Annotated in this window: 18 protein-coding genes and 1 riboswitch; of the genes, 10 read left to right on the top strand and 8 right to left on the bottom strand. The window is 55.7% G+C overall.

Features of this window, described 5'->3' with window-relative positions; genetic code table 11:
• Positions 1–265 precede the first annotated feature (265 nt).
• From cra to leuO, 4 genes are all read right to left on the bottom strand, one after another.
• Complete coding sequence (gene cra / locus ACG0Z5_RS02845) at positions 266–1270, bottom strand: catabolite repressor/activator (protein ID WP_319628191.1); 1005 nt, start codon at positions 1268–1270, stop codon at positions 266–268.
• Positions 1271–1450: 180 nt separating this feature from the next.
• Positions 1451–1942 carry an acetolactate synthase small subunit gene (gene ilvN / locus ACG0Z5_RS02840; RefSeq protein WP_097162857.1) on the bottom strand — a complete coding sequence of 164 codons (492 nt, stop codon included), beginning with the start codon at positions 1940–1942 and terminating at the stop codon, positions 1451–1453.
• Between the two features lie 2 nt (positions 1943–1944).
• Positions 1945–3669: an acetolactate synthase 3 large subunit gene (gene ilvI / locus ACG0Z5_RS02835; RefSeq protein WP_394445234.1), complete on the bottom strand. Its 1725-nt coding sequence runs from the start codon at positions 3667–3669 to the stop codon at positions 1945–1947.
• Positions 3670–4055: 386 nt separating this feature from the next.
• A complete protein-coding gene (leuO, locus tag ACG0Z5_RS02830) occupies positions 4056–5006 on the bottom strand; it encodes a transcriptional regulator LeuO (protein WP_394445233.1) in 951 nt (316 codons plus the stop codon).
• A 640-nt stretch (positions 5007–5646) separates the two neighbouring features.
• On the opposite strand from leuO, the gene leuL reads away from it, so the two are divergent.
• The 5 genes from leuL to leuD all read left to right on the top strand — a co-directional run bounded on the left by leuL (position 5647) and on the right by leuD (position 10508).
• Positions 5647–5733: a leu operon leader peptide gene (leuL, locus tag ACG0Z5_RS02825; protein WP_110510754.1), complete on the top strand. Its 87-nt coding sequence runs from the start codon at positions 5647–5649 to the stop codon at positions 5731–5733.
• Positions 5734–5826: 93 nt separating this feature from the next.
• Positions 5827–7398 carry a 2-isopropylmalate synthase gene (gene leuA / locus ACG0Z5_RS02820; protein WP_394445232.1) on the top strand — a complete coding sequence of 524 codons (1572 nt, stop codon included), beginning with the start codon at positions 5827–5829 and terminating at the stop codon, positions 7396–7398.
• Positions 7398–8489, top strand: coding sequence for a 3-isopropylmalate dehydrogenase (leuB, locus tag ACG0Z5_RS02815; RefSeq protein ID WP_394445231.1), 1092 nt, complete (start codon positions 7398–7400; stop codon positions 8487–8489). The genes leuA and leuB overlap by 1 nt, the downstream gene beginning before the upstream one ends.
• 2 nt (positions 8490–8491) lie before the next feature.
• Positions 8492–9892 (top strand): 3-isopropylmalate dehydratase large subunit, encoded by a 1401-nt coding sequence (gene leuC, locus ACG0Z5_RS02810; protein WP_394445230.1) that lies wholly within the window; start codon positions 8492–8494, stop codon positions 9890–9892.
• Positions 9893–9902: 10 nt separating this feature from the next.
• Positions 9903–10508: a 3-isopropylmalate dehydratase small subunit gene (gene leuD, locus ACG0Z5_RS02805; protein ID WP_394445229.1), complete on the top strand. Its 606-nt coding sequence runs from the start codon at positions 9903–9905 to the stop codon at positions 10506–10508.
• Positions 10509–10562: 54 nt separating this feature from the next.
• On the opposite strand, the gene ACG0Z5_RS02800 is transcribed toward leuD, so the two are convergent.
• Both ACG0Z5_RS02800 and sgrT read right to left on the bottom strand, forming a co-directional pair.
• Entirely contained in the window at positions 10563–11741 is a 1179-nt protein-coding gene (locus tag ACG0Z5_RS02800; protein WP_394445228.1) for a sugar efflux transporter, read from the bottom strand.
• A 117-nt stretch (positions 11742–11858) separates the two neighbouring features.
• Entirely contained in the window at positions 11859–12014 is a 156-nt protein-coding gene (gene sgrT / locus ACG0Z5_RS02795; RefSeq protein ID WP_319628199.1) for a glucose uptake inhibitor SgrT, read from the bottom strand.
• An 87-nt stretch (positions 12015–12101) separates the two neighbouring features.
• Between sgrT and sgrR the strand changes: the two genes are divergently transcribed.
• The 4 genes from sgrR (at position 12102) to thiQ (ending at position 17270) form a co-directional block, all read left to right on the top strand.
• Positions 12102–13757 carry an HTH-type transcriptional regulator SgrR gene (sgrR, locus tag ACG0Z5_RS02790; RefSeq protein ID WP_394445227.1) on the top strand — a complete coding sequence of 552 codons (1656 nt, stop codon included), beginning with the start codon at positions 12102–12104 and terminating at the stop codon, positions 13755–13757.
• Between the two features lie 36 nt (positions 13758–13793).
• Positions 13794–13940: riboswitch (TPP riboswitch) on the top strand.
• A 30-nt stretch (positions 13941–13970) separates the two neighbouring features.
• Positions 13971–14954: a thiamine ABC transporter substrate binding subunit gene (thiB, locus tag ACG0Z5_RS02785; protein ID WP_394445225.1), complete on the top strand. Its 984-nt coding sequence runs from the start codon at positions 13971–13973 to the stop codon at positions 14952–14954.
• Positions 14930–16540 (top strand): thiamine/thiamine pyrophosphate ABC transporter permease ThiP, encoded by a 1611-nt coding sequence (gene thiP / locus ACG0Z5_RS02780; RefSeq protein ID WP_394445224.1) that lies wholly within the window; start codon positions 14930–14932, stop codon positions 16538–16540. Before thiB ends, thiP begins: the two co-directional genes overlap by 25 nt.
• Positions 16524–17270: a thiamine ABC transporter ATP-binding protein ThiQ gene (thiQ, locus tag ACG0Z5_RS02775; RefSeq protein WP_394445223.1), complete on the top strand. Its 747-nt coding sequence runs from the start codon at positions 16524–16526 to the stop codon at positions 17268–17270. The genes thiP and thiQ overlap by 17 nt, the downstream gene beginning before the upstream one ends.
• On the opposite strand, the gene ACG0Z5_RS02770 is transcribed toward thiQ, so the two are convergent.
• Complete coding sequence (locus ACG0Z5_RS02770; protein ID WP_394445222.1) at positions 17212–17979, bottom strand: DedA family protein; 768 nt, start codon at positions 17977–17979, stop codon at positions 17212–17214. The two genes, thiQ and ACG0Z5_RS02770, sit on opposite strands and share 59 nt — an antisense overlap.
• Before the next feature lie 121 nt (positions 17980–18100).
• Positions 18101–18952 carry an arabinose operon transcriptional regulator AraC gene (araC, locus tag ACG0Z5_RS02765; protein WP_394445221.1) on the bottom strand — a complete coding sequence of 284 codons (852 nt, stop codon included), beginning with the start codon at positions 18950–18952 and terminating at the stop codon, positions 18101–18103.
• 216 nt (positions 18953–19168) lie between these two features.
• Here araC and araB point away from each other — a divergent pair, with 216 nt between their 5' ends.
• On the top strand, positions 19169–20875 hold the full coding sequence (gene araB / locus ACG0Z5_RS02760; protein ID WP_394445220.1) for a ribulokinase: 1707 nt from the start codon (positions 19169–19171) through the stop codon (positions 20873–20875).
• Positions 20876–20885: the final 10 nt, after the last annotated feature.

Here is a 20885-nt window from a genome sequence, read left to right as displayed (position 1 = left end):
CAGCCCTTAAGGGTGAGGAAATGTGGAGAGCATGAATGAAGTGACTGTTAATTCTGCAAAACGCAACAAGGTTGTAACAAAACAATACAAACGCAACCGTTCTTTACTTTTTATTAATCTAAATTAATTAGCTCAGACCCGTTAAACGGAACGGTTAATAGTGAAAGGAAGCGTTTTAAGGAATTTTCTGAATAAGATTTTTCATCTCTTTCAGTAGGGATATTCGGAAAGGCAATTTTCGAGCGTTGCCTTTCCGCTTTTATACTTAACGTCGGCTGAGACTGCCACGACGATACAGATTACGTCGAATTCGGCTCAGGCCCGGTTTCGGTTTACGTGGTTCATCGAGGCTGGCGAGGACGATTTCCAGCACCCGTTCAGCCACATCACGGTGACGCTGAGCGACCGCCAACACCGGACACTGGAGGAAATCGAGCAGTTCGTGATCGCCAAACGTGGCGATAGCGAGTTCCGAAGGCAGCTTCCCTTCGCGCCGAAGCGTTACGTCCATCACCCCCTGCAGCAAAGCAAATGAGGTCGTGAACAGCGCCTGCGGCATCGGATGCGTTTCCAGCCACTTCTCAAACAGCTGACCGGCAGCTTCACGCTCGTAGCTGTTGGCATACAGGAAATTCACTTCGCGCGGGTCATCCTTCCATGCAGAGCGGAAACCCTGTTCGCGCAGGAAACTCACCGAAAGTTCGGGTAACGCGCCAAGATAGAGCACCGTATCAGCCGGGAATTTGCGCAGTTCAGCCGCCAGAGCCTCGGCATCTTCCTGATCGGCTCCGACAACGCTGGTGAAATGTTCACGATCGAGGGCCCTGTCCAGCGCGACGATGGGGAACGGATCGTTGGCCCAGCGTTGATAAAACGGATGCTCAGGCGGCAGCGAGGTCGACACAATAATCGCATCCACCTGGCGCTGGAGCAGATGCTCGATGCAGCGCATTTCGTTATCAGGCTGATCTTCGGAGCAGGCAATCAGCAGCTGATAGCCACGCTGACGTGCCTGACGTTCGAGGTAGTTGGCAATCCGGGTGTAACTGGTGTTTTCGAGATCGGGAATAACCAGGCCAATCGAGCGCGTACGGCCCGCACGTAAACCGGCGGCGACAGCGTTCGGATGATAGTTATGCTCACGTACAACGGCCATGACCTTTTCGACAGTTTTATCGCTGACGCGATACTGTTTCGCTTTTCCATTGATCACATAGCTCGCCGTAGTGCGTGACACACCCGCCAGCCTGGCGATTTCATCCAGTTTCACAATTGCCCCTTGCGTAAAATGTACAATCCATAACCATTGTTAAATCATGGAATAAATTCCATAACATCTAAGCGCAGAATGCGGATAGCGGCAACCGCTTTTGTTGACACTTACCGCTGATTTCGCAAAAAAAAGCCCGACGGATGGCGTCGGGCTATCGTTTTCAGATGAAACCTACGCTTATCGCATGATCTTGTCGCCACGCGACAGGCCAACAACCCCAGATCGCGCCACTTCGACAATACGTGCCACATCACGCAGCGAAGCAAGAAACGCATCGAGTTTGTCGCTGGTCCCGGCCAGCTGCACGGTATAAATAGACGGGGTCACGTCGATAATTTGCCCGCGGAAAATCTCAGTATTGCGCTTCACCTCTTCGCGTCCGTAGCCGCTGGCCTGGACTTTCACCAGCATTATCTCACGTTCAACGTGCGCGCCCTGCCCCAGCTCGCTGACGCGTAATACGTCGACCAGTTTGTGCAGTTGCTTTTCGATCTGCTCGATCACTTTTTCATCGCCAACGGTCTGGATAGTCATGCGTGAAAGCGTAGGATCGTCCGTCGGGGCCACGGTCAGACTTTCAATGTTGTAGCCACGCTGGGAGAAAAGCCCAATCACGCGCGATAACGCACCCGATTCATTCTCCAGTAAGACTGATAATATCCGGCGCATAATCAGGTTCTCTCCGTTTTGCTCAACCACATTTCATCCATACCGCCGCCGCGAATGTGCATCGGGTAGACGTGCTCGCTGCCGTCGACGATGACATCCACAAACACCAGGCGATTATTGCGAACCTGTTCCAGCGCTTCGCCCAGTTTGGCTTCCAGCTCGGCAGGATGACTGATGCGCATTCCGACATGGCCGTACGCTTCGGCCAAACGTACGAAATCAGGCAGCGATGACATATAAGATTGGGAGTGACGGCCGGAGTAGATCATGTCCTGCCACTGCTTCACCATCCCGAGATAACCGTTGTTGAGATTCAACACCAGCACCGGCAGTTCATATTGCAACGCGGTGGACAGCTCCTGGATGTTCATCTGAATACTGCCGTCCCCGGTCACACAGACTACCGTTTCGGCAGGCAGCGCCATTTTCACCCCCAGGGCTGCAGGCAGGCCGAAGCCCATCGTGCCGAGGCCGCCGGAGTTTATCCAGTGACGCGGTTTATCAAACGGATAATACAGTGCCGCAAACATCTGATGCTGACCCACGTCAGACGTGACGTAGGCTTCACCGTGGGTCAGTTTCCAGAGGGTTTCGATAACCGCTTGAGGCTTGATGTGTTCACTCTGCGTGTCGTACTTCAGACACTGACGACTACGCCACTGGTCGATTTGCTGCCACCAGTCGCGGATATCATCCAGCGGCTGCGAGCCACTCTCTTGCTCAAGCATCTCCAACATTTGTTCCAGCACCTGGCGCGCATCACCCACGATCGGCACGTCGGCAGACACCGTTTTGGAAATTGACGTCGGGTCGATATCAATGTGCAGCACGGTAGCGTTCGGACAATATTTCGCAAGGTTGTTGGTGGTGCGATCGTCGAAGCGCACCCCGACGGCAAAAATCACGTCGGAGTTGTGCATCGTCATGTTGGCTTCATATGTCCCGTGCATCCCCAACATACCCAGCGCCTGGCGATGGGTCGCCGGAAATGCACCGAGACCCATTAACGAAGAGGCAACCGGCAAATTCAGCTTTTCAATAAGCGTGCGTAGCACCGCTTCGCTGGAGGACGTAATCGCCCCGCCACCGACGTAAACCACCGGCTTCTTAGCGGCAATCAACGTTTGCAACGCACGCTTAATTTGGCCTTTGTGCCCGGTGGTGGTCGGGTTATAGGAACGCATACTGACCGCATCCGGCCAGCTGTAGGGCAGTTTGTTGGCCGGGCTCAGAATATCTTTAGGTAAATCGACCACCACCGGGCCAGGGCGGCCACTCGCAGCCAGCCAAAACGCCTTTTTCAGAACGCCGGGGATATCTTCGGTCTGCTTCACCAGGAAGCTGTGTTTTACCACCGGGCGAGAAACGCCCACCATGTCGCACTCCTGGAAGGCATCATAGCCAATCAGCGAGGTGGCAACCTGCCCGGAAAGAATAACTAAAGGAATGGAATCCATGTAAGCGGTCGCTATTCCGGTGATGGCATTGGTCGCACCGGGACCGGACGTCACCAGCACCACGCCAACCTCACCCGTCGCACGCGCCAGGCCATCCGCCATATGTACGGCCGCCTGCTCATGACGAACCAGCACGTGATCGATCCCACCGACAGTGTGCAGCGCGTCATAAATATCGAGAACCGCGCCTCCAGGATAGCCGAATACCTGCTTTACGCCCTGATCGATTAACGATCGGACGACCATCTCGGCGCCAGACAACATCTCCATGGTTTGCCTCCAGGCTTAGTGTAATGACGGCGGAACTCATTTCCGCATCGTCATACAACAGGGTTTAACCGCGCCCCGTTGATTTTGGAATGACAGCATTTCCTTAACATAACCGCTCGCTTCCGGGCAGGCAATCAGCCGCCCAGCGGTCACAACCACGGGTTACAGAACAAAAGAAAGGTGCAGGAAAATTTAATGGTGGAATACTTCAGGAATAAGAAAAGATGATGGGGAAAACTCGAAGGATAAGGCACATCACAGGCGATCATGCATTTTTAATCTGAATGCAGTTAGTCAGGCGAAATTAAATTAGTGGAAAATATCGAAATTCAGAAAATTTAAAGAATAAACCAGATGCTCTCACATCTGGCTTATTCACACCGATTTTAATGACGACAAACGGAGACCAGTAACTCTTCCATCCACTGATGGCCTTTATCGCGGCCCGCCGCTTCATGCCAGGAGAGGAAACAGGTTCGACTGTTCAATTTCATCGGCAGCGGTAACAACTGGAGGTTGAGCTTTTGTTTAAAGCCCTCTGCCAACCAGCGGGGAGCAATAGCAATAAGTTCAGTTTGCGATACCACATTAAGCACGCTGATTAATGCCATTCCCTGATAGGCAATACAGGCTTGTTTTTCTGGCGTATCGTACCAGGGTTGACTGAATGAGGCATAACGCTCGAGAGAAACCGTGGCATGTTCCTCCTGATAAATATCGCTTTCTTTCAGCGGCCCCACTAACCGAGGATGGTTGGCATTCGCCACTAACACCATTTCATCGTGAAATAACGGCACGCAGGCAAACTCAGGACGGCGGAATTCTTCATAACCGATGACAAACTCAAGTTCCTGATAGCGTAACTGGTGTTCGGTATTTTGATTTAAGCAGGACTTAAACACGAGGTGGATATTCGGTGCGACATCATTCACATTATTAAGAATTAATGAGGTTAAGTAATTATCAAGAGGACTACAGACGCAAAGATTAAACACCCGTTCACTGCTAATGGGTTCGAAGCCAGAACCCGGCAACTCGTTTTGTACCAATTGCAACGCCTGGCGGATGGAACCAAAAAGCTGCGAGGCTCTGGCTGTGGGCTGAATGCCGCGTCCGTAGCGCACAAACAGTTCGTCGTTGAACATCACTTTCAGGCGAGAAACGGCGTTACTGACTGCGGGCTGCGACATTCCCAGAATATGTGCAGCGCGGGTAATATTTTGTTCCTGCATTACTGCATCAAAAACAGTCAGTAAATTGAGATCCACCGAACGGAGCTGAGGGCGGATATGCTCCTGACCCGAACCGGGTGCGGGGACTTCTTTTTCAACGATCATACTTGACTCCACTGTCACACATAGCTCCCTTTGCCTGGATACAGCAATAAATTCTGAAAATATGATTTACCATGCATATACATTCAAAAGAAGAGATACAGAGAAAATTAGGATTTTATAAAGTTTTACCTGCAGAACTCGGTTAGACAAGGGTTAACGCAACGTTGAGCGCCGTTCAATTCCCCACCAATCAATAACTGCGGCTTTGTAGTCAAATTTTACTCATAAACCAGAGCAATAAACAACAGCACTTTAGAACAAGAATAATTTAGTTTTACTAAAGGACTTTTTTAAAAATTAGTATTAACATAACAAATTATTATCATTCAACGGTGGAAATTCCTAAATTCACTCACTCTTCCGTATGAATCATCACTATATCATTGCGTTACAGGCGAGTGCTGAACGTGGACATCCGTTTCCGGATGCAAATAATTATGATGAGATGATTCATTTTATTAAAACAGTAAACGCAGTTTAAAACAATCGGCGAGAAACAATCCTGCAATCAGCACAATTAGCTAAAGAAGTTTCTGAACTTCGCCCCGTTGAATACGTTCCTTACCTCGGAAAAGGTTGACAGTGCCTAGCATATCCAGTACCACTAAAAGCATAACGCATTCATCTGGAGCATGACGCAATGATCCGTACATCTCGTTTCACCGGTCTACTACTACTAAACGCATTCATTCTGCGCGGTAGACTGGTGGGCGACGTTTTACGTTAAGTCATCTCCCAGTAAGACTAAAAACCCGCGCCTTAGCGCGGGTTTTTTTATGCTCGTAGCAAGGCGACCAAAGACTGACAAGGACCCAATACCATGAGCCAACAAGTCGTTATCTTCGATACCACCTTACGTGACGGTGAACAGGCATTACAGGCAAGTCTGAGCGTGAAAGAGAAACTGCAGATTGCGCTGGCCCTCGAGCGTATGGGCGTTGACGTGATGGAGGTCGGCTTCCCTGTCTCTTCCCCAGGCGATTTTGAATCTGTTCAGACCATTGCGCGCACCATCAAAAATAGCCGCGTCTGCGCCCTGGCCCGCTGCGTTGAGAAAGATATTGATGTCGCGGCTGAATCGCTGAAAGTGGCTGAAGCCTTCCGTATCCATACCTTTATTGCGACCTCGCCGATGCATATCGCTACCAAGCTGCGCAGCACGCTGGATGAGGTTATCGAACGCTCCATCTATATGATCAAACGTGCCCGTAACTATACCGACGACGTAGAGTTCTCTTGTGAAGATGCGGGCCGCACGCCGATTGACGACTTGTCTCGCGTGGTAGAAGCCGCCATCAATGCCGGGGCGCGTACGATTAACATCCCGGACACTGTGGGCTACACCATGCCATTCGAGTTCGCCAATATCATCTCCGGCCTGTATGAGCGCGTGCCTAACATCGATAAAGCCATCATCTCCGTTCACACCCACGACGATTTGGGTCTGGCGGTCGGTAACGCCATCGCTGCCGTCCATGCCGGCGCGCGTCAGGTTGAAGGTGCCATGAACGGGATCGGCGAACGTGCCGGTAACTGCTCGCTGGAAGAAGTGATCATGGCCATCAAGGTCCGCAAAGACATCATGAACGTGCGGACCCAGATCAATCACAATGAAATCTGGCGCACCAGTCAGACCGTGAGCCAGATTTGCAACATGCCGATCCCGGCGAACAAAGCGATTGTTGGCACAGGCGCTTTCGCGCACTCCTCCGGTATCCACCAGGATGGCGTGCTGAAGAATCGCGAAAACTACGAAATCATGACCCCGGAATCCATCGGCCTGAACCAGGTACAGTTGAACCTGACCTCACGCTCTGGCCGTGCCGCCGTGAAGCACCGCATGGATGAAATGGGCTACAAAGAAGCCGACTACAGCCTCGATAACCTGTACGACGCGTTCCTGAAACTGGCAGACAAAAAGGGTCAGGTCTTTGATTACGATCTGGAAGCCCTAGCCTTCATTAACAAGCAGCAGGAAGAGCCCGAGCATTTCCGTCTGGATTACTTCAGCGTGCAGTCTGGCTCGAATGATATCGCCACCGCCTCGGTCAAACTGGCCTGTGGCGACGAAGTGAAAGCCGAAGCCGCCAACGGTAACGGCCCGGTCGATGCGGTGTATCAGGCCATTAACCGCCTCACCCAGTACGACATCGAACTGGTCAAATACGGTCTGACCGCCAAAGGCCACGGCAAAGATGCGCTCGGTCAGGTAGATATCGTCGCCAACTACAACGGTCGTCGCTTCCACGGCGTCGGCCTGGCTACCGATATCGTCGAATCCTCCGCCAAAGCGATGGTTCACGTGCTGAACAGCATCTGGCGTGCCAATGAAGTCGAAAAAGAGTTGCAGCGCAAAGCGCAGAATAACGAGAACAAAAAGGAAACCGTGTAATGTCGAAGAACTACCATATTGCCGTTTTGCCGGGTGACGGGATTGGCCCGGAAGTGATGGCGCAGGCCCTGAAAGTACTGGAAGCCGTTCGTCAGCGTTTTGATATCCGCATCACCACCAGCCACTATGACGTAGGCGGTATCGCCATCGACAAGCACGGTAAACCGCTGCCGCAGGCCACCGTCGAAGGCTGTGAACAAGCAGATGCGATCCTGTTCGGTTCCGTGGGTGGCCCGAAATGGGAACATCTGCCCCCGGCTGAACAGCCAGAACGCGGGGCGCTGCTGCCGCTGCGTAAGCACTTCAAGCTGTTCTCCAACCTGCGTCCAGCCAAACTGTATCAGGGTCTGGAAGAGTTCTGCCCGCTGCGCGCCGATATCGCTGCAAACGGCTTCGACATTCTGTGCGTGCGTGAACTGACTGGCGGCATCTACTTCGGTCAGCCGAAAGGCCGTGAAGGCAGCGGTCAGCACGAAAAGGCGTTCGACACCGAGGTGTATCACCGTTTTGAGATTGAGCGCATTGCCCGCATCGCGTTTGAATCGGCGCGTAAACGCCGTCACAAAGTGACGTCGATTGATAAAGCCAACGTGCTGCAGTCGTCCATTTTATGGCGCGAAATCGTCAACGAAATCGCCAAAGAGTACCCGGACGTTGAACTGGCGCACATGTACATCGACAACGCCACCATGCAGCTGATTAAAGATCCGTCGCAGTTCGACGTGCTGCTGTGTTCCAACCTGTTCGGCGATATTCTGTCTGATGAATGCGCGATGATCACCGGCTCAATGGGGATGTTGCCGTCTGCCAGCCTGAATGAACAAGGTTTTGGCCTGTACGAACCGGCAGGCGGTTCCGCCCCGGATATCGCGGGCAAAAACATCGCCAACCCGATTGCACAAATCCTGTCGCTGGCGCTGCTGTTGCGCTACAGCCTGGATGCCGACGCGGCGGCCACCGCTATTGAAAGCGCGATTAACCGCGCATTAGAGCAAGGCGTGCGTACCGGCGATTTGGCGCGTGGCACTGCCGCCGTCAGTACCGATGAAATGGGCGACATCATCGCCCGCTATGTAGCTGAAGGGGTGTAATCATGGCGAAGACGTTATATGAGAAATTGTTTGATGCGCACATTGTGCACGAGGCACCAAACGAGACCCCGCTGCTGTATATCGACCGTCATTTGGTTCACGAAGTGACGTCCCCGCAGGCATTTGACGGCCTGCGCGCGCACAACCGCCCGGTGCGTCAGCCGGGTAAAACCTTCGCGACGATGGATCACAACGTCTCGACCCAAACCAAAGACATTAACGCCTCCGGTGAGATGGCTCGCATTCAGATGCAGGAGCTTATCAAAAACTGTAATGAGTTCGGGGTGGAGCTGTATGACCTGAATCACCCGTATCAGGGCATCGTGCACGTAATGGGGCCGGAACAGGGCATCACCCTGCCGGGCATGACCATCGTCTGCGGCGATTCCCATACCGCGACCCACGGGGCGTTTGGTGCGCTGGCTTTCGGGATCGGCACCTCCGAAGTGGAACACGTACTGGCGACGCAGACCCTGAAACAGGGCCGCGCCAAAACCATGAAAATCGAAGTAAACGGGAAAGCTGCGCCAGGCATCACCGCCAAAGACATCGTGTTGGCGATCATCGGTAAAACCGGCAGCGCGGGTGGCACCGGTCATGTAGTCGAATTCTGCGGCGATGCCATCCAGGCGCTGACCATGGAAGGCCGTATGACCCTGTGCAACATGGCGATTGAAATGGGCGCCAAAGCGGGCCTGGTCGCGCCGGATGACACCACCTTCAACTACGTGAAAGGCCGTCTGCACGCGCCGAAAGCGGAGAACTTTGACGCCGCCGTGGCGTACTGGAAAACCCTGAAAACCGACGATGGTGCAACATTCGATACCGTTGTCACCCTGCAGGCAGAAGAAATCGCCCCGCAGGTGACCTGGGGCACCAACCCGGGACAGGTGATTTCCGTCAATGACAGCATTCCCGATCCGGCCTCGTTCGCCGATCCGGTTGAGCGAGCAAGTGCTGAAAAAGCGCTGGCCTACATGGGTCTGAAGCCTGGCGTACCGCTGACCGACGTATCTATCGACAAAGTGTTTATCGGCTCCTGCACCAACTCCCGCATTGAAGATTTGCGCGCGGCGGCAGAAATCGCCAAAGGTCGCAAAGTCGCTCCTGGCGTTCAGGCGTTAGTGGTCCCAGGCTCCGGCCCGGTAAAGGCGCAGGCCGAAGCGGAAGGGCTGGACAAGATTTTCATTGAAGCCGGTTTTGAATGGCGTTTACCGGGCTGCTCGATGTGCCTGGCGATGAACAACGATCGCCTGAACCCGGGCGAGCGCTGTGCTTCCACCAGCAACCGCAACTTCGAAGGCCGTCAGGGCCGTGGCGGACGCACGCATCTGGTTAGCCCGGCGATGGCCGCAGCGGCTGCCGTTACCGGCCATTTCGCCGACATTCGTAGCATGAAATAAGGACACCATCATGGCAGAGAAATTTACCCAACACACCGGCCTGGTTGTCCCTTTGGATGCGGCTAACGTGGACACCGATGCGATTATCCCTAAGCAGTTTTTGCAGAAGGTCACCCGAACGGGGTTTGGCGCGCACCTGTTTAACGACTGGCGTTTCCTCGACGATAAAGGCGAGCAGCCAAACCCGGAATTCGTGCTCAACTTCCCGGAATTTAAAGGCGCGTCGATTCTGCTGGCGCGTGAAAACTTCGGCTGCGGTTCTTCGCGCGAGCACGCTCCGTGGGCGTTGACCGATTACGGTTTCAAAGTGGTGATTGCCCCGAGCTTTGCCGATATCTTCTATGGCAACAGCTTCAACAACCAGCTCCTGCCGGTCACGCTCAGCGATGAACAGGTCGACGATTTGTTCCAACAGGTACAGGCGAATCCGGGCATGACGTTTGAAGTGGATCTGGAAGCGCAGGTGGTGAAAGCCGGAGACAAGTCGTACAGCTTCAACATCGATGCGTTCCGTCGCCACTGCATGTTGAACGGTCTGGACAGCATCGGGCTGACGCTGCAACACGAAGGCGCGATTTCGGAGTATGAGAACAAGCAGCCTGCGTTTATGAACTGATTTATTGCCCGGCCTGGCCTACAGGGGATCGTAGGCTTGGCCGGGCAATAAAAACTACACGTCCTTCACCCGACAGGTTAGCCCCAACGTCACCACCGCCACCGCCGCCATCACCCAGTACACCGCGTGATGACCAAAACTCTGAGAGACCGCCCCCTGAATCACCCCGGCAATAATGACCCCGGTTGAAATGCTGTTGGTAAATAGCGTGGTCGCAGAACCCGCCCTACCCGGCATCAAATCCTGGAACCATAACATCCCTATCCCGGCGATAATCCCGATAAACACCGCGTTAAAAAGTTGCAGGAAAAGCAGCGCTTCGCGGGTGTGAAACAGGATCAGCCCAATATAGAACAGCACCCCAGCCGCCACAGCGGTAATCATCATCGGCCGCTTCCCGAAGCGTTTCACATAATATCCCGCGAGGATCATGGCCGGGATCTCCAGCCCGGCGGCGGTGCCCATCAGAATGCCCGCCAGATTGTCAGGCAGCCCCAGATCGCTGCTTATCCACAGCGGCATGTCGATGATGTACATGGTATTGCAGGTCCACATCAGGGTCGAAGCCACAAACAGCATCCGCACATTTTTATCGCCCCAGCCGCTAACCTCGGTGACGGCCACATCGGCGGGCGTCTCGACGCGCGACACCGACGGCAGCGCAAAGGCAATCAGCACCAGACTCAGGAAAAATATCCCGGCCGCTATTGAGAACATGGTGGTGAAGCCGTAATTCAGCGCCAGCATAAAGGCCAGCGGCGGGCCAATCACCCACGCCAGCGACAGCTGCGCACGCATCACCGAGCTGAACATCACCACTTCACGCGCGGAGCTGTCGGCATACTCCCGGGCCAGGGCAAACAGCTGAGGCATCAGGGCATTGGCGAGCGAGGCCAGCATCACACCGCAGATAAGCAGCGTCAGATAGTGACGATTAAAGGCAAACAGCAGCGCATTGCCTACCGCCATCAGGCAGCAGAACAGAATCAGCTTGCGGCGATCGCCCTGACTATCAGAACGTTTAGCCAGCCCGAGGCTGACCACGATCCCGGCGATGGCGTTGACGGTATAAAACAGGCCGACCCAGAATGGCTGTACGCCCACCTCGCGGCTGAGGAACAGACTTAGCGTCGGCATCTGCAATGCCCCCGCCACGCCGACCATAAACGCCACCAGCATAAAGGCGGCATACACCCCGTTCAGTCGTCGTCCCATCGTCGCTAACCAATGCATGCTTATTCCCGTCGCACAAAAAAAGAAAACGAAAAAAGCCAGCAGAAGCATTCTGCTGGCGGGTCTTTCAAGGCTCTCGCCTGATACCAATACTCAGTCACACATGATTAAGTCAAGTCAATGAAGATCCGAAACCGGGTTTGTAACGTCCCACTGCATCAAATCTTCCAGCATTTTCAGGCGCATTCCTGCGACCAGGCGGGCCAGCCATGACGCTCCCTGCGTCGCCAAAAAGTACTGTTGGTAAAACTGACGGGCAGTTGGCTTCTTCATCTTCACCTCCTCACTTCATCGGGATTGATTATTGGCTTAATATGAGGATAAATAAATTGCTGAGTTTTCGTCAGGAGTTCCCCTTTTATGTCCTCTGGTCGTCTGCAACAACAGTTCATCCGGTTATGGCAATGCTGTGACGGTCAATCCCAGCAGACCACGCTCAACGAGCTGGCCGAATTACTCAGCTGTTCGCGCCGTCATATGCGCACCCTGCTGAACACCATGGAAGAGAGAGGTTGGCTGACCTGGCAGGCGGAAGCCGGACGCGGGAAGCGTTCGCGGCTGACGTTCCTGTATACCGGGCTGGCGCTCCAGCAGCAGCGGGCGGAAGATTTACTGGAACAAGACCGCATCGATCAACTGGTACAGCTGGTGGGTGACAAAGCTACCGTGCGTCAGATGCTGGTCTCGCATCTGGGCCGTAGTTTTCGCCAGGGGAGGCACATCCTGCGGGTGCTCTACTATCGTCCGATGCGCAATCTGCTCCCCGGCACGCCGTTACGCCGCTCAGAAACCCACATTGCCCGACAGATATTTAGCGCCCTGACGCGTATAAATGAGGAAAACGGGGAACTGGAAGCGGACATTGCCCATCACTGGCAGCAGATTTCCCCTTTACAGTGGCGCTTTTATCTCCGGCCAGGGATTCATTTCCACCATGGCCGTGAACTGGAAATGGCGGACGTTATCCATTCCTTACAGCGTATCAATGCCCTGCCGCTGTATGCCCATATCCAGCGCATCGATTCCCCAACCGCCTGGACGTTGGATATTCATCTTGCCCACCCTGACCGCTGGCTGCCATGGCTGGTCGGCCACATTCCGGCGATGATCCTGCCGCGTGAATGGGAAAGCATGAATCACTTTTCCAGCCTGCCGGTCGGCACCGGGCCTTACGCTGTGGCACGGAACAATCAAAACCAGCTAAAAATCCATGCCTTCGATGACTTCTTTGGCTATCGGGCGCTGATTGATGAGGTGAATGTCTGGGTGCTGCCGGAAATCGGCGAGGAAGTCACCTGCGGCCTGACGCTGGAAGGCCCCACCGACGGCGAAAAAGCGGTCGAAAGTCGCCTCGAAGAAGGCTGCTATTACCTGCTGTTCGACGCCCGCAGCCAGAAAGGGGTCTCTGATGAAGTGCGCGAATGGGTGAGCAAAATACTCTCCCCCGCCAATCTGCTGTATCACGCCGATGAACAGTATCAGGGGCATTGGTTCCCGGCCTACGGCCTGCTGCCGCGCTGGCATCATGCGCGTCCGGGGAAAGGGGAAAAACCCGCCGGGCTGGAAACGCTGACCCTGACCTATTATCGGGAACATCTGGAACACAAAAACATCGCGCGGATCATGGGCGACCTGCTGGCCGAACATCAGGTGAAGCTGGAGATTCAGGAACTGGACTACGACGAGTGGCACCGGGGTGAAGCGCATAGCGACATGTGGCTGAACAGCGCCAATTTTACCCTGCCGCTGGATTTCTCGCTGTTTGCCCAGCTGTTTGAAGTGCCGCTGATCCAGCACTGTATCCCGCTCGACTGGCAGCAGGCCGCCGCCGAATGGCAGGCAGGCGACATGCATCTCGCCAACTGGTGTCAGCAGCTGATCGCCCAGCGTTCAGTGGTGCCGCTGATCCACCACTGGCTGATGATCCAGGGCCAGCGCAGTATGCGTGGCCTGCGCATGAACACCCTCGGCTGGTTTGACTTTAAATCGGCATGGTTTGCGCCTCCGGATTCTTAAGGCTTTCTGAAAAGTCACAAACTCATTACAATGCTGTCGTTCTCAACGGGGTGCTAATAAACAGACACAAAATCATTCGAGATGCATCAAGGCGGCTTGAATGATGACGTGTATGGGCTGAGATGATACCCGTCGAACCTGATCCGGATAACGCCGGCGAAGGGATTTGAGGCTTCTCAAAATCCTTTGCCACCCCTTAATTTGAGGTGCAAAGTGCTAAAAAAACTCCTGCCGTTCCTGTTTCTGGTAAGCGTCCCTGCTTTCGCGAAACCCGTGCTCACCGTTTATACCTACGACTCTTTCTCCGCCGACTGGGGCCCGGGGCCTGTGGTCAAAAAAGCCTTCGAGGCAGACTGCAACTGCGAGCTGAAATACGTGGCGCTGGAAGACGGGGTTTCGCTGCTCAACCGCTTAAGGATGGAAGGCAAAAACAGCAAAGCCGACGTGGTGCTGGGGCTGGATAACAACCTGCTTGAGGCCGCTACTCAAACCGGGCTGTTCGCCAAAAGCGGCGTGCCAACCGCCGGTATCAAGGTGCCTGGCGGCTGGAGTAACGAGACCTTTGTGCCATTCGACTACGGTTACTTTGCGTTCGTGTATGACAAAAACAAGCTGAAGAACCCGCCGAAAAGCCTGAAAGACCTTGTGGAGAGCCCGCAGAAATGGCGCGTTATCTATCAAGATCCGCGCACCAGCACTCCAGGTCTTGGTCTGCTGCTGTGGATGCAGAAAGTGTATGGCGATAAATCCCCGCAAGCGTGGCAGAAGCTGGCGGCCAAAACCGTCACCGTCACCAAAGGCTGGAGCGAAGCTTACGGCCTGTTCCTGAAAGGGGAAAGTGACCTGGTGTTGAGCTACACCACCTCCCCGGCTTATCACATCATTGAAGAGAAGAAAGACAACTTCGCCGCCGCTGATTTCGCCGAAGGCCACTATCTGCAGGTCGAAGTCGCCGCGCGTACCGCCGCCAGCAAACAGCCACAGCTGGCTGAACAGTTCCTGAAATTTATGGTCAGCCCGGCGTTCCAGAAAGCGATCCCGACCGGGAACTGGATGTATCCGGTCACCAACGTGGCGCTGCCAGACGGTTTTAACGGCCTGGTGAAACCGAAAACCACGCTGGAATATACCCCGCAACAGGTTGCTACCGAACGCCAGAACTGGATTGCTGCATGGCAACGCGCCGTCAGCCAGTAATCGCCGGCTGGCTGATGCCCGGCGCAACGGTGGCCATCGTGATGGTCGCTGTTGCGCTGGCGGCGTTTATGGCACTGTGGTTTAACGCCCCGGCCGCCAGCTGGGGGGCTTTCCTGCATGACAGCTATCTCTGGCACGTGGTGCGGTTTTCCTTCTGGCAGGCGTTTCTGTCCGCCCTGTTGTCGGTCGTGCCCGCCATTTTCCTCGCCCGCGCCCTGTACCGCCGCCGCTTTGCCGGCCGTCAAATCCTGCTCCGACTGTGCGCCATGACCTTAATTCTGCCGGTTCTGGTGGCGGTGTTTGGCATTCTCAGCGTGTACGGCCGCCAGGGCTGGCTGGCCCAGTTGTGCCATTGGCTCGGTTGGGAATGGTCGTTTTCACCTTATGGCCTGCAAGGCATTCTGCTGGCGCACGTGTTCTTTAATATGCCAATGGCAACGCGGCTGCTGCTCCAGGCGCTGGAGCAGATCCCCGGTGAACAGCGTCAGCTGGCGGCGCAGTTGGGAATGCGCGGTTTTAGCTTCTTCCGCTTTGTCGAATGGCCGTGGATGCGGCGACAAATTCCGGCCACCGCCGCGCTGATTTTCATGCTGTGCTTCGCAAGCTTCGCCACCGTCCTGTCGCTCGGCGGCGGGCCACAGGCTACGACTATCGAGCTCGCCATCTATCAGGCGCTCAACTTTGATTACGATCCCGGACGCGCGGCGATGCTGGCTCTCGTGCAGATGCTCTGCTGCCTGGGCCTGATGTTGATGAGCCAGCGTCTGAGCAAATCCCTCGCACCGGGGAATACGCAGCACACCGGCTGGCGCGATCCGGACGATCGCCTGCACAGCCGGGTAACCGACTGCGTGCTGATCGGGCTGGCGCTGCTGCTGTTGCTCCCGCCACTGCTGGCGGTGGGAATCGATGGCCTGAACCGTAATTTACCGCAGGTGCTGATGCAGCCCGTGCTATGGCAGGCGGCGTGGACCTCGCTGCGTATCGCCGTGGTCGCCGGATTGCTGTGCGTAACCTTGACGCTGATGCTGCTGTGGAGCAGCCGGGAACTGCGCGCCAGACAGCTAAATTTCGCCGGTCAAGCGCTGGAGTTGAGCGGGATGCTGATCCTCGCCATGCCGGGCATCGTGCTGGCCACCGGCTTCTTTTTACTGCTCAATAACAGCGTTGGCCTGCCTACATCCGCTGACGGAATTGTGATTTTTACCAATGCGCTGATGGCCATCCCGTATGCGCTAAAGGTGCTGGAAACCCCGATGCGTGACGCCACCGCGCGTTACAGCCTGTTGTGCCAGTCGCTTGGCATGCAGGGATTCACCCGTTTTCTGGTAGTCGAACTGCGTGCCCTGAAGCGGCCTATCGCCCAGGCGCTGGCCTTCGCCTGCGTGCTGTCAATTGGCGATTTCGGCGTGGTGGCACTGTTTGGCAACGAGGATTTCCGCACCCTGCCGTTCTATCTTTATCAGCAGATTGGCGCCTATCGCAGCCAGGACGGGGCGGTCACCGCCTTTATTCTGCTGATGCTCTGTTTCCTGTTATTTACCGTGATTGAAAAACTTCCGGGGCGTGATGCTAAAACTGAATGATGTCACCTGGCTGTATGAGCATCTGCCGATGCGCTTTACCTTGTCCGTCAGACCGGGGGAGCAGATAGCCGTCCTTGGCCCGAGCGGCGCGGGGAAAAGTACCTTACTGAACCTGATTGCCGGGTTTTTAACGCCGGAGAGCGGGACGCTGTTGATAGGCGATCAGCCGCATACCTTCACCCCCCCGGCCAAACGCCCGGTATCGATGCTGTTTCAGGAGAACAATCTGTTCAGCCATCTGACGGTGCGACAAAACATTGGCCTCGGGATGCATCCGGGGCTCAAGCTGAATGCCGCCCAGCAGCATAAACTCGGGGTGATTGCGAACCAAATGGGGATTGAATCGCTGCTGGAACGGCTGCCCGGTGAGCTGTCCGGTGGACAGCGTCAGCGTGCGGCCCTGGCGCGCTGTCTGGTACGCGAGCAGCCGATCCTGTTGCTGGATGAACCGTTTTCAGCGCTCGACCCTGCGCTACGCCAGGAGATGCTGCAGCTGGTCAGCGACGTGTGTCAGCGCCAGCAGTTGACGCTGTTGATGGTATCGCACAGCGTGGAAGACGCCCTGAAGATTGCGCCGCGTTCGCTGGTGATTGCCGACGGACGCATCGCCTGGGATGGCCCGACCGATGAATTACTCAGCGGTAAAGCCAGCGCCTCGCACCTGTTGGGGATTAGCGACTCACGACCTTGCCAAGAATATCCAGATACACCGGCATCAGCGGATGTTTGAACAGAAAATAGAGTGAAACCACGCTCAGAATAGTCATCAGCGGCGTCAGCCACAGCAGACGCGTCCGCGGCAGAAAGCGCGTCAGGCGATCGGTGCCCGATTTGCCGCTGCGCCATAAGCGCCAGCCAAGCCACGCCGTCAGCCACACTACACCTGCCGCCAGCAGCAGGAGCCATTTAAAGCTGCCGCTCTGAACATCAGACGGAATATCAATCGCGGCTCCGGCAAGAATACCTGGCAGGAAATAGACCGGCGGCCAGAACAGGCAGCCAATGAGGTTCGGAAGGATAAATTTGGACACCGGCAGGTCGAGCATCCCGGCCACCATCGGCACCAGCGGACGCGTAGGGCCGACAAAGCGGCCTACCAGCACGGTTACCATGCTGTGCTGGTGCAGCGCATGTTCTGTCTTGTCGAGCAGCGCTTTATTCTTCTTCATGAATGACCAGCGGTGCAGCGGTTTTTTGAAACGCCAGCCGAGCCAAAATGAGATCCAGTCCCCCAGCAAACAGCCAATAATCCCCGCCAGCCAGGCCTGCCAGAAATTCACTTCGCCGCTACCAATTAGCGCCCCGAGGGCCGACATCATAATGGTGCCAGGCAGGATAAGCCCGACCAGTGCCAAGGATTCAAGGAACGCGACAAGCGCGACGGCAATCAGTGAATACATTACCGATTGGGTAATGAAATGTTCCAGCAACGCTTGCATAGGGTACCCGACAGAAAGACGAAGCAGCGATTCTGCTGAGGGGCTGCGGCTTCGTCAAGCCGACAATTATCTGAATAGTTACAGGTTATGACCCGAAATCGCGCGCCGGGGTTCATTTTTTTCACACATTGTTTACACCGGCCCGAAACTCGCTGGGGCTGGCTCCGGTGCATTTCTTAAAGACACGTGAAAAATAGAGCTGATCTTCAAAGCCGACGTTGCGCCCAACGCTGGCAATGGGCATTCGGGTGGTGCTGAGCAGCAGCTTGGCCTGACTGATGCGCTGATCTTCCCGCCAGCTCAGCACGCTGACGCCCAACTGTTGGCGGAACAGATGCGATAGCCGCGACGGCGACAGGCACACATGCTGGGCGACGCTGGCGATATCAAACTGGCTGTCTGCCAGGTGATCGCTGATGTACTGGCAGGCATCGCGCACCCGGTTATCCATCGGCGGCAGGAGTGATTCGTTGATGACTTCCATCCGCCGGAGGAGCAGCTGCTCCAGCAGGTTAATCGCCAGCAGTTCCGAATAACGCCCCACGCCCTGCCCGGCATCAATGATCTGCCCGAACAGGTCGGCGAACTGCGCCTGATGCGCATCATCGGGGCGGTAAAAACCCGTCTGGGCAAACAGCGTCGGCCACGCCAGCCATTCATGCCAGTAGGCGCGCGGCCGGAAGTAAACCCACTGGTGATACCACTCGCTGGCATCGGGATGGCGGCCATAGTGATGAATTTCCCCCGGCGGGAACAGCACGATGTCCCCCGGTCGGCAGACAAACTGATGCCCCTGATTGTTAATCACCCCCTCTCCGCGCACCGTCAGATTGAGGATGTAGCCCTTCATGCCGAGCGGTCGGTCGACAAAGAAATCGAGATAGCTATCGGCCTCAATCGGCGTCAATCCCGCCACCAGATGGGCGTTAAAAGAGTAGCCGGGTAACAGCGGGTCATTCTGGAGTTCAGGCATAAAAAACGCTCACTCAACAGGCTCATCAGGAAATCAATTGTCCATATTGCCAGCGAAGCGAAAAAGGGCGAAATGGCCTACGAGAATATTTGCACGCCGTCACACTTTGCGTTTACACAGCATTATTATCCATAAGATTAGCGGTTCACGCCTGACGCTTTTTTTCGCGGATATCTACTGTTTCACCATGTCTGATACTCTTCATGGAGCAACACGATGGCAATAGCAATTGGCCTCGATTTTGGTAGTGATTCAGTGCGAGCCCTGGCGGTGGAATGCACCACCGGGAAGGAAATCGCCACCAGCGTGGAATGGTATCCGCGCTGGCAGGAAGGTCGCTACTGCGATGCGCCCAACAACCGGTTTCGCCATCATCCGCGTGACTACATCGAATCAATGGAAACGGCGCTGAAAAATGTGCTGCACCAACTCGGCCCGCGCCGGAATGAAGTTGTCGGCATCGGCGTCGACAGCACCGGTTCGACCCCTGCCCCCATTGATGCCGACGGCAACGTGCTGGCCCTACGCCCGGAATTCGCCGACAACCCGAACGCGATGTTTGTGCTGTGGAAAGACCACACCGCCGTCGAAGAAGCCGAAGCCATCACCCGCCTGTGTCACCAGCCTGGCAACGTGGATTACTCCCGCTTTATCGGCGGTATTTATTCCAGCGAGTGGTTCTGGGCCAAAATCCTGCACGTAACGCGCGAAGACCGCAGCGTGGCAGAAGCCGCCGTGTCATGGATTGAACTGTGTGACTGGGTGCCTGCTCTGCTGTCCGGCACCACCCGTCCGCAGGATATTCGCCGTGGACGCTGTAGCGCCGGGCACAAATCCCTGTGGCATGAAAGCTGGAACGGCCTGCCGCCCGCGAGCTTCTTCGATCAACTCGATCCCCTGCTGAATCAGCATCTCGATTACCCAATGTTTACCGACACCTGGACCGCCGATATTCCGGTCGGCACGCTGAACGCCGAATGGGCGCAGCGTCTGGGCCTGTCTGAAAGCGTGGTGATTTCCGGCGGGGCGTTCGACTGCCATATGGGCGCGGTCGGCGCCGGGGCACAGCCCAACACGCTGGTGAAAGTGATTGGCACCTCCACCTGCGACATCCTGATTGCCGACAAAGCCAGCGTCGGCGACCGCGCGGTACAGGGCATTTGCGGTCAGGTCGACGGCAGCGTCACGCCAGACTTTATCGGCATGGAGGCTGGGCAATCCGCTTTCGGTGATATCTACGCCTGGTTTGGCCGCCTGCTTGGCTGGCCACTGGATCAGCTGGCGGCCCAGCATCCCGAACTGAAAGAGCAGATCAACGCCCACCAAAAACAGCTTCTGCCCGCCCTGACCGCCGCCTGGGCGCAGAAACCGTCTCTCGAACATCTCCCGGTCGTGCTCGACTGGTTTAACGGTCGCCGCACCCCGAATGCCAACCAGCGTCTGAAAGGGGTCATTACCGACCTGAATCTGGCCACCGATGCGCCAGCGCTGTTTGGCGGGCTGGTCGCCGCGACCGCCTTCGGCGCGCGCGCCATTATGGAGTGTTTCACCTCGCAGGGGATCCCGGTCGACAACGTAATGGCGCTCGGCGGCATCGCCCGTAAAAACGTCGAGATCATGCAGGCCTGCTGCGATGTGCTTAACCGTCCGCTGCAAATCGTTGCCTCCGATCAGTGCTGCGCCCTGGGTGCCGCTATTTTTGCCGCCGTCGCGGCGGGTGTTTACTCCGATATTCCGGCCGCGCAGCACAAGATGGCGAGCCGCGTGGAACACACCCTCGAGCCGCGCCCTGCTCAGGCACAACGCTTTGAACAGCTTTATCAGCGCTACCAGCAATGGGCGAAAAGCGCCGAGCAACACTATCTCCCTTCTGCGGCCCCGACCGAAAACAAGCCGGTGGTTCAGGCAGCACTGACTCATTAAGGAAATGAAG

It is taken from the genome of Scandinavium sp. M-37 (genome assembly GCF_043558715.1).
Lineage (GTDB): Bacteria > Pseudomonadota > Gammaproteobacteria > Enterobacterales > Enterobacteriaceae > Scandinavium > Scandinavium vulneris_A.
Note: the sequence above shows the minus strand (reverse complement) of the source record. Positions and strands in the feature narration are given on the sequence as shown.

Bases quoted from the DNA above. Each gene is read 5' to 3' on its own strand.
- ilvN (WP_097162857.1), bottom strand. From the start codon at position 1,942: ATGCGCCGGATATTATCAGTCTTACTGGAGAATGAATCGGGTGCGTTA.
- ilvI (WP_394445234.1), bottom strand. From the start codon at position 3,669: ATGGAGATGTTGTCTGGCGCCGAGATGGTCGTCCGATCGTTAATCGAT.
- leuO (WP_394445233.1), bottom strand. From the start codon at position 5,006: ATGATCGTTGAAAAAGAAGTCCCCGCACCCGGTTCGGGTCAGGAGCAT.
- leuL (WP_110510754.1), top strand. From the start codon at position 5,647: ATGATCCGTACATCTCGTTTCACCGGTCTACTACTACTAAACGCATTC.
- leuA (WP_394445232.1), top strand. From the start codon at position 5,827: ATGAGCCAACAAGTCGTTATCTTCGATACCACCTTACGTGACGGTGAA.
- leuB (WP_394445231.1), top strand. From the start codon at position 7,398: ATGTCGAAGAACTACCATATTGCCGTTTTGCCGGGTGACGGGATTGGC.
- leuC (WP_394445230.1), top strand. From the start codon at position 8,492: ATGGCGAAGACGTTATATGAGAAATTGTTTGATGCGCACATTGTGCAC.
- leuD (WP_394445229.1), top strand. From the start codon at position 9,903: ATGGCAGAGAAATTTACCCAACACACCGGCCTGGTTGTCCCTTTGGAT.
- ACG0Z5_RS02800 (WP_394445228.1), bottom strand. From the start codon at position 11,741: ATGCATTGGTTAGCGACGATGGGACGACGACTGAACGGGGTGTATGCC.
- sgrT (WP_319628199.1), bottom strand. From the start codon at position 12,014: ATGAAGAAGCCAACTGCCCGTCAGTTTTACCAACAGTACTTTTTGGCG.
- sgrR (WP_394445227.1), top strand. From the start codon at position 12,102: ATGTCCTCTGGTCGTCTGCAACAACAGTTCATCCGGTTATGGCAATGC.
- thiP (WP_394445224.1), top strand. From the start codon at position 14,930: ATGGCAACGCGCCGTCAGCCAGTAATCGCCGGCTGGCTGATGCCCGGC.
- thiQ (WP_394445223.1), top strand. From the start codon at position 16,524: ATGCTAAAACTGAATGATGTCACCTGGCTGTATGAGCATCTGCCGATG.
- ACG0Z5_RS02770 (WP_394445222.1), bottom strand. From the start codon at position 17,979: ATGCAAGCGTTGCTGGAACATTTCATTACCCAATCGGTAATGTATTCA.
- araC (WP_394445221.1), bottom strand. From the start codon at position 18,952: ATGCCTGAACTCCAGAATGACCCGCTGTTACCCGGCTACTCTTTTAAC.
- araB (WP_394445220.1), top strand. From the start codon at position 19,169: ATGGCAATAGCAATTGGCCTCGATTTTGGTAGTGATTCAGTGCGAGCC.